Origin of the sequence: Bifidobacterium mongoliense DSM 21395, assembly GCF_000741285.1 — a bacterium.
GTDB classification, from domain to species: Bacteria; Actinomycetota; Actinomycetes; order Actinomycetales; family Bifidobacteriaceae; genus Bifidobacterium; species Bifidobacterium mongoliense.
This window is the reverse complement of record NZ_JGZE01000025.1, coordinates 1-7,843: the sequence shown is the minus strand read 5'-3', so window position 1 is coordinate 7,843 and position 7,843 is coordinate 1. Positions and strand designations below refer to the sequence as shown.

General features: G+C 55.2%; 6 protein-coding genes and 2 pseudogenes. 4 read left to right on the top strand and 4 right to left on the bottom strand.

Annotation, left to right across the window (positions count from 1 at the left end):
- Positions 1 to 189: pseudogene (locus tag BMON_RS10040) on the top strand (hypothetical protein); the annotation flags it as partial.
- On the top strand, positions 111 to 701 hold the full coding sequence (locus tag BMON_RS07780; protein ID WP_081883004.1) for a glycoside hydrolase family 66 protein: 591 nt from the start codon (positions 111 to 113) through the stop codon (positions 699 to 701). The pseudogene BMON_RS10040 and the gene BMON_RS07780, both read left to right, overlap by 79 nt.
- 64 nt (positions 702 to 765) lie before the next feature.
- Here BMON_RS07780 and BMON_RS07775 read toward each other — a convergent pair whose 3' ends face one another.
- The 3 genes from BMON_RS07775 to BMON_RS07765 all read right to left on the bottom strand — a co-directional run bounded on the left by BMON_RS07775 (position 766) and on the right by BMON_RS07765 (position 4,429).
- Positions 766 to 1,554, bottom strand: a complete 789-nt coding sequence (locus BMON_RS07775; RefSeq protein WP_202805465.1) for a helix-turn-helix transcriptional regulator — start codon at positions 1,552 to 1,554, stop codon at positions 766 to 768.
- 82 nt (positions 1,555 to 1,636) lie between these two features.
- Entirely contained in the window at positions 1,637 to 2,989 is a 1,353-nt protein-coding gene (locus tag BMON_RS07770) for a D-serine ammonia-lyase (RefSeq protein WP_033513764.1), read from the bottom strand.
- A 93-nt stretch (positions 2,990 to 3,082) separates the two neighbouring features.
- Positions 3,083 to 4,429: a GntT/GntP/DsdX family permease gene (locus BMON_RS07765; RefSeq protein WP_033513765.1), complete on the bottom strand. Its 1,347-nt coding sequence runs from the start codon at positions 4,427 to 4,429 to the stop codon at positions 3,083 to 3,085.
- A gap of 153 nt (positions 4,430 to 4,582) precedes the next feature.
- Between BMON_RS07765 and BMON_RS07760 the strand changes: the two genes are divergently transcribed.
- Together BMON_RS07760 and BMON_RS07750 are read left to right on the top strand one after the other, a co-directional pair.
- Positions 4,583 to 5,692: an IS30 family transposase gene (locus BMON_RS07760; protein ID WP_034885428.1), complete on the top strand. Its 1,110-nt coding sequence runs from the start codon at positions 4,583 to 4,585 to the stop codon at positions 5,690 to 5,692.
- Between the two features lie 331 nt (positions 5,693 to 6,023).
- A complete protein-coding gene (locus tag BMON_RS07750) occupies positions 6,024 to 7,538 on the top strand; it encodes a hypothetical protein (protein WP_152595835.1) in 1,515 nt (504 codons plus the stop codon).
- A 180-nt stretch (positions 7,539 to 7,718) separates the two neighbouring features.
- On the opposite strand, the pseudogene BMON_RS10035 reads toward BMON_RS07750, so the two are convergent.
- Positions 7,719 to 7,843: pseudogene (locus BMON_RS10035) on the bottom strand (IS256 family transposase); the annotation flags it as partial.

The following is a 7,843-nucleotide window of genomic DNA, read 5'->3' as shown; positions in this document are numbered from 1 at the left end:
CCCAAACACACCAGCCTGAAGAACCTGACCCAAACCGAACTCGACGACATCGTCACCGAGATCAACGACACCCCCATGAAACTCCTGGACTACCACACGCCCAACGAAGCATGGCAAGAGGAAATATCCAAACTCGGCCTATCATCAAACCAGACCAGCCAACAAGCCAAACGTTGCACTTACAAATAGAATCCAGCGGATATTACGCACGGTATTACCACAACGATGACCATACCGCCATTGCCAGGATTCGCCGATACTACGACTACATCACCTATCTTGCGGACATCTGGGGAGACCGGTCGATGACGGACGTCTCCCACACCCATTTCAGAGGGGATAACCGAGAGTATACCGCCGATACTGATCTGCTCTCTCCTGATCCTGAAGCCGGGACGGTATGGATCGACATACGTGAAAACAGCAACCGAAAGTTCGTGAACTTCGTCAACCTCACGGGGGCTGGCGATGACGAGTGGAACCAGTCTAAAACGGTGGCCGACACCAAGCCTTTCGTCTTCCGGATGCTTATGGCCGGGCCGATCGAAAGCATCACGTTCAGCACACCCGACGCCGACGCCATACGCATTGAATCGTTGGAGTATAAGGTTGAGAACACGCCGTTCGGCCCCTACGCGGTGGTCACCGTGCCCGCCTTGCACATCTGGGGTTCGCTGCTGATCACCAATACAGAACAGTGACCGTCCAAGCCACGCCGGATCAGATCTTCCTGCGCGTTGTTCGATAGGGTAGCGCAGGTGAGAATCAGTTGTTCATGACCATGCGCAGATAGCGATATGTTGTGGATTCCGAAATTCCCAGACGTTTGGCGACGTTTGATATGGCGCCTTTAAAATTGAAGAAGCCGCGCTCGTTTAGCGTGCGGATCACGGCAAGGCGCTGCTCGGTAGAAAAACGGGTAACGAGGATGCCGGACTCGCCGGATGCCTGGGCGATGACTTCATCAGGGATGTCCTCGACCGAGGTGATGAGATTCTCCTCCTTGACGTTCACCGATGCAGGCGGTTCGCCTTCCGGGAAATAGGCCTCCATCAGGCGGTCCACGGCGTGTCTGAATGAGAGGATCGGGGTGCGATCGGTGTTGATGCAGAGCATGCCGACGATTCGGCCTTCATGACGGATAAAATATGTCGACGAGAAAAGACTCCCGTTTCCCGTGGTGGTCCTGCCCTCGTACCCGACGATGTAGTTCGTGTCATTGGCGATGCCGTCGCGCATGATTGTGAGCATGAGATCGGTTGCCGGCGACCCAGGTTTGCGCCCCGAAACGTCGCCATTGGCGATTGCGATGACGGATTGGTCGGCATCCGAAACGTCATGGAGCACAACTTCCGTGCGGGGGCCGAGCACTGCTCCGAGAAAATCCACGAGGGAGATGAACGAGCGAACATACTCCCGGTCATTCCTCAACGTTTCACGAGGCAGCGCACGTGTCTTCTTCAATGCCATGATCTCATCATATTTCGGGTTTTCGGCGGCGGGTAGGTGCAGTTGTCGCCTGTTGCGTCTCGTCTTGTCATATTCATCCTCCATGATACCGAGCGGATTGTGCTCGCGGAACGGTTCCTGGTCGTTCCGTCGACAAGAACACCGCGATGGAACGACCAGGAATGGATCAATGGAGCAGCTGTTCTCCCTTGGCAATGTACGACGCCATCTCCTCGCGTGGGACCATGGAGCCACCGGTGATCCATGCAAGATGGGTGGCATGGATCACCGCTTCCTCATCGAGACCTATCTGCTGATGGTATTGCGCGTCGGCGAGCACGCGCCAGGGGCATGCGAATCCGGCGGCCGAGGATGGTTCGATGTCGATGCCGGCGGTATCGTGAAGCGTCGCCTCGATGCGAAACAGTTCATCGTCCTCGACGGTGCAGAATCCGTCGATGAGCCGCCCCATCGCCTTCCCAACGAACTGGGATGGGCGCCCGCAGGCCAGCCCATCAGCGGCGGTGATGTTGTCGATGCCGAAATCCTGCACACTGACTTCGTTGTTGCGACCGGTGTAGACGCCCAGCAGCATGGAGGGGCAGTGCGTGGGCTCAACGAATATGCAGTGCACGTTGTCACCGAATACGGTCTTCAGGCCGAAGGCGACTCCGCCAGGGCTTCCGCCCACCCCACAGGGTAGATACACGAAGAGAGGGTTTGCTTCGTCGACTCTGACGTCATAGGCGTTGAGCTGCCCCGCTAGGCGTCGAGCCGCCACGGCGTAGCCGAGAAACAGGGTCGGGGAGTTCTCGTCGTCTACGAAATAGGCTTTGGGATCGCCAGCCGACTGTTTTCTGCCGGCTGCCACGGCTACCGAGTAGTCATCCTGATATTCATACACGTGCACGCCGTGCGCGCGCAGCTTGTCTTTCTTCCACTGGCGCGCATCCGCGGACATGTGCACGCTGGCATCGAATCCGAGGGCCGCGCTCATGATCCCGATGGAGAGGCCCAGATTCCCCGTCGAGCCGACGGCGATCGTATAGCCATTGAAGAACGATCTCATCGCCGGACTCGCAAGTTTTCGGTAGTCGTCCTCATAGGTCAGCAGTCCCGCTTGAATCGCAAGGTCCTCGGCATGCTTGAGCACCTCGTAGATTCCTCCGCGCGCCTTGATTGAACCGCTGATCGGAAGCTCGCTGTCTAGTTTGGCCCACAGCTGCCCGGGAAGGTCCGCGCCGTATCGTCTGCCGAGTGCGTCGCGATGGTCTGGTACGGCGACCAACGGCGATTCGATGATGCCCTCCGTAGATTTCGTCTCGGGGAATAGCTCTTTGATCAGCGGCGAGAACCGCTTGAGACGGTCTGCGGCGTCATCGATGTCGGCTTTCGTCAACCCGACATCGGTGATGGCCTGTTGGCAAGGGACCCGTTTCGTGTTGAACCAGGACACCTCCCTGCACTCCATAAGATCGTTCAGCAGCGGGAACTCCTGCGTCCACTGTCCGATGGATTTGCCTAATACCTGATGCGTCATCTGATGCTCCTTGTTTGTTGTGGTGTGATTCCAATACAGGAGAGATTGGTTGCTGGCCATGTGGGTTATGCGAGGCGTAACTCATTGTGACATCTATACGATGAGGCTGAGCAGCATGGTCATGCCAAGCGCCACGACGGAAGTGATCGTCGTGCCCACGGTAAGTGTTTTGAGCGCTTCCGGAACGGTGATGTGAAGGTATTCCTTGACCATCCAGAACAGCGAATCGGTCACATGCGTCAATCCGATGGCTCCAGCTCCGATGGCAAGCGCCAACAGTTCGGGGGATAGGCTGGGATCGGCCGAGAGCATGGGCAGAACGATTCCTGCAGCGCTAATCATGGCCACGGTTGCCGAACCTACGGCGAAGTGCAGAACCAGAGCAATGAACCATGCCAGGATGAGGGGACTCACCGGCATCCCGGCAAGTGCTTTAGCGAGGCCGGGCGCGACGCCGGAAGCGGTGAGGACGGCGTTGAACGCGCCTCCGGCTCCGATGATGAGCAGAATTCCGCCAATTGGTGCGAACGATCCATCGGTGAGACTCTGCAACTTGGAGAGATTCATACCGCGGCTTAGACCTAGTGAGAAATATGCGAACAACACGGAGATCAGCAATGCGGTGATCGGATTGCCTATCACATTGATCCATTGCATGACGGTCAGGTCTGCGGGCAGTGTGCGCTCGCATATGGTGCGCACGATCATGATCAACAGCGGAAGCAGGATCGTAATTAGGGTGATGCCGAATCCAGGCAGATCTTGGTCGCTGTTCTCGGCGCATGTGGCTTCTTTCTCGCTGGCAACCGCATTCGAGCCTTTCATCCGTGGGGGAATGGCAACATGCGCATACAAAGGCCCGCCGATCAATAAGGAGGGGATTGCGACGCATAGCCCAAGTAGAATCACCATCCCGATATCGGCATGCAACGTACCGGCGATGGCCGTGGCGGCGGGATGGGGCGGCAGAATGCAATGAACCACCATCAGTGCGGTCGCCAGGGGAATGCCGACCTTCACTCGAGATATGCCCGCTTCCTTCGCGACGACGAACACCAACGGCACGAGGAGTACGAACCCGACTTCCACAAAGACCGGAATGCCACAGATCAAACCGAGAAAGGCCATAATGACCGTGGCATGTTGCTTCCCGAAGGTGTGAAGCATCGTGGATGCCAGTCTCTGGGCGCCACCGGAGATTTCGAGCAGTTTCCCCAAAATCGCACCGAATCCGATAATGAGCGTGAGGAATCCCAATGTGCTGCCTACGCCATTCTCGATCGTATCCGTGATTTTTCCAAGAGGGATGCGCGTGACGAAGGCGACGAACAAGGCTGCGATGAGCAGCGCCATGGAGGCATGCATCTTCACTGTTACGATCAGCAGGATGACAATGGCGATTGCTATCAACAGCACCAGCATAAGCGGGCCGGTTCCCATGACAACTCCTTTGTTCAAGTCAACAACGATGTTGATAATATATTATCACTGATAATAAATTACTGTTAATCGCCTGAGTTCTAGTTAGAAGTGCAACACCGCTTATGGTTGGGATTGCTGATGTTCCGACCTTTGGGAGGTGCTGCACTCACTATGAAAGCTTATACGCATGTGACCGGGGGTGAGCGGATCAGGATTGAGATGCTGCGTTTCGGGGATCATGAGACGATCCGGCAGGTGGCCCGCCAGCTGCATCGTTCCGCCTCCACGATCAGCCGGGAGCTCAGGCGTGGCCTGTGGTTCGCGTCCAACGAGAACGAGTCGTACCGGCCCTACCATCCCGGGCGGTTGAAGACGGGGGCGTGGACGGCTGGCCCGTTCTATTCGGCGTTGACCGCGCAGCGCAAGGCCGAGGCACGTTCGCGCAGACCGAGGAAGCCCAGGCGCATGATGGACGCGCGCCTGCACGCGTGGGTGGCGGACGCGTTGACGCGTGGCTGGACGCCCGAGCTGATCGAGGGCCGGTTGAAACTGGAGTATCCGGCTGACCCGTCGATGCGGATCAGCCACGAGTGCCTCTACCAGTGGATCTACCAGGGGCATGCGGACGGCGAGGACTGGCGGCGCTACCTGCCCCGGGCCAAACGCCACCGCACCAGACGGGCGGGCCGCAGGGCCGGGCGTGTGACGATCCCGATGCGCGTGCCACTCGCCCTGCGTCCCAAGGTCGTGGACCACCGAGGTTCGTTCGGCCACTACGAATCCGACACGGTCATCGGTTCGGCTCCCTCGAAGCGGTGCGTCGACACGCAGGTCGAACGCAAAACCAGAAAGCTGTTCGCCCGCCTCATCGAATCCAAAAGCGCGCCGGCGACCGCCAGGGCCGAATACGCGATCTACAGCCACATCCCCGCAGCGGCGCGCATCGACCGGACCTGGGACAACGGGTCCGAATCCGCGTTGCACCGGCTCGTGGACGAGGCCCTGGGCATGCTCACCTACTACGCCGACCCATACTCGCCCTGGCAGCGCGCCAGCAACGAGAACCGCAACGGCATGATCCGCCGCTACCTGCCCAAACACACCAGCCTGAAGAACCTGACCCAAACCGAACTCGACGACATCGTCACCGAGATCAACGACACCCCCATGAAACTCCTGGACTACCACACGCCCAACGAAGCATGGCAAGAGGAAATATCCAAACTCGGCCTATCATCAAACCAGACCAGCCAACAAGCCAAACGTTGCACTTACAAATAGAATCCAGCGAGTGCTATGACATCACAGACCGGTGTAGAGTTAGTACGACTACTACGCGTCAGAATGAGGACTCTTTCGAATAAACTGTCCAAACTGCCATCCATAAGGTGGCAGACAAAATCGGAGTAATTCACACGAATGGACTCTACTGTGCTTGCAGCATTATGATAATGATATGGCCAACGCGAACGACGGTAGACGCATCGATGTCGCTATGGTGTCGAATTTCGACTCCACTCAACAACTTCAGGAGTGGAAAGCGGTATTTGAAAACTCCACGACTTAGATGAACGACCGTTGGCAAACGAAATAAGCACAAGGATAAAGTCCGATGGGTATTCGTACCTCTGGCATAAGCAAAAATCAAGGGGGAGCGTGTGAGACCCTGTTAGGGGAAATTCCTGAACTTGCAGCTCATATGTCTGGTGTATTGCGGACTGCATATCTGTATTGTCCGAAACTTCTACTTACTGCGGCGGAATTGTTCGATGGCATTTTCTTCCTCGCGTTAGGCCCCGAAACGGTTTTGAGTATGCTCGGGCAAACTCATACGGATGCTCCCACCATTATCGTTTCTGGACGACAGTCTTCATTGGAAGAATGCTTGGTACATTTTACCGTCAGCACTATAGAGAATGTCCGATTGCAACAACATGTCTTTGCTGCCGGGAAAAGTGACCGCATGCCACAGCAGAACCCGAACTGTAACGATGTCGATCCAGACATGTTGACATTGCGGCCTTTGCGATATTCCATACTGAATCGTGAACTCAGCGCAGACTACGTGCTGTGTGGGGATACTGATCACTATCATCAATTTACTGAGCGCATGAGGCATGCGACACAAATGCATGAGCCGAGAGCCAGAATCATCGCCGAAGCTTTTGAAAATCTGTTACCGTGCGAAAACTCAGACCATACGAATTATCTATTCTTGGGGGAGCGTTGGCAAGAATGGATTGATGCCGAGCGAGAAGGACTCGTGAAGTATGAAGACCAGACCAGACGAAAAGTGTCCAATGGCAGTGGCCATGGTCTGTTCGATGCTACATTTGCAGTAATTGCCAAGACGAATGTCCATGTTGTGCAGGAGTGGTTGGACTCTGAATACCCAGATGACAACAACCAGAAAAAGGAATTCCTACACGTCCTTCATCAAATTTCATCGGATACATCCAGATCTAGGGCTTTTCAGATTATTACCCGGATGCAGTATTGCTCGCAGGGTTTCAAAGGAGACAATGCTTTTCGTTTGACACGACAGTCTCTGATTAACTGGTACCAATTCGTGTATCAAAACAGTATGGCCACGTATCTAGGGGCGTATTTTATCGGAATCGATATACCTGAGAACTCATATCAGCAGATTGTTGTTAGGACAAGCGGTAGTGCCAAGCAAAAGGAGACTGCTGAATATGTACAATCATCGTTGTCATTTTCCGGAAAGGTGACAGCGAGACTCGGTGAGATGCCGTATGCGCAATTCTCAGAATTCTGTTATCGTTCCCGTGATGCCGTCAAACGATGGAGAAAATGCAAGCCAACGGACTCATTGACGAAGCAGCGTAAGTGCGCGCATGACATCTCATATTGCATCCAGCAAGAAAGCGAGCAAAGGGATCGCACTGATGAGAGAATGGCTGTCGTCCAGAGTCTGGTCATAGCAGTGGCGCTCGCGCTGATTTCCGTTCTTCTGGATAATTTCGTCTTTACCCACGGCTTTCCTGTTGTCGGCATTGTTCTTGTGGCATGGATTATTGCAATCGCTCCGAATGTAATCGATGCGTGTTCGTGGTGGTTGAGTGATCGCACAAGCTCGAAGTCGATTGTTTTTCAAAACAGCTAACGTCGTTTCCCTCGATTGTTGCTGCCTGGTGTGAATGAAAAGAAGGTAATAATGCTTAACGATTATCGTGACGGTGAACCGCCACTGATGGTGCACGGTACGGAAATCGTATTTCAGGAACAAGGTGGGGTAGTGCCCGGAATCTTGCGCAAATTGTTTCTGCCTGTCATGGCACGATGTTCAACTCGCTTCCTGTATGGTGTCGTGAAGTCGGGACATGTCCAGGTAGCGTCGGGCCGACCAGTCGTTGGCGGTGACGTATCTGATTCTGGCGCTGATGAGCATCAAGGCGCTCCTGCCGTCGG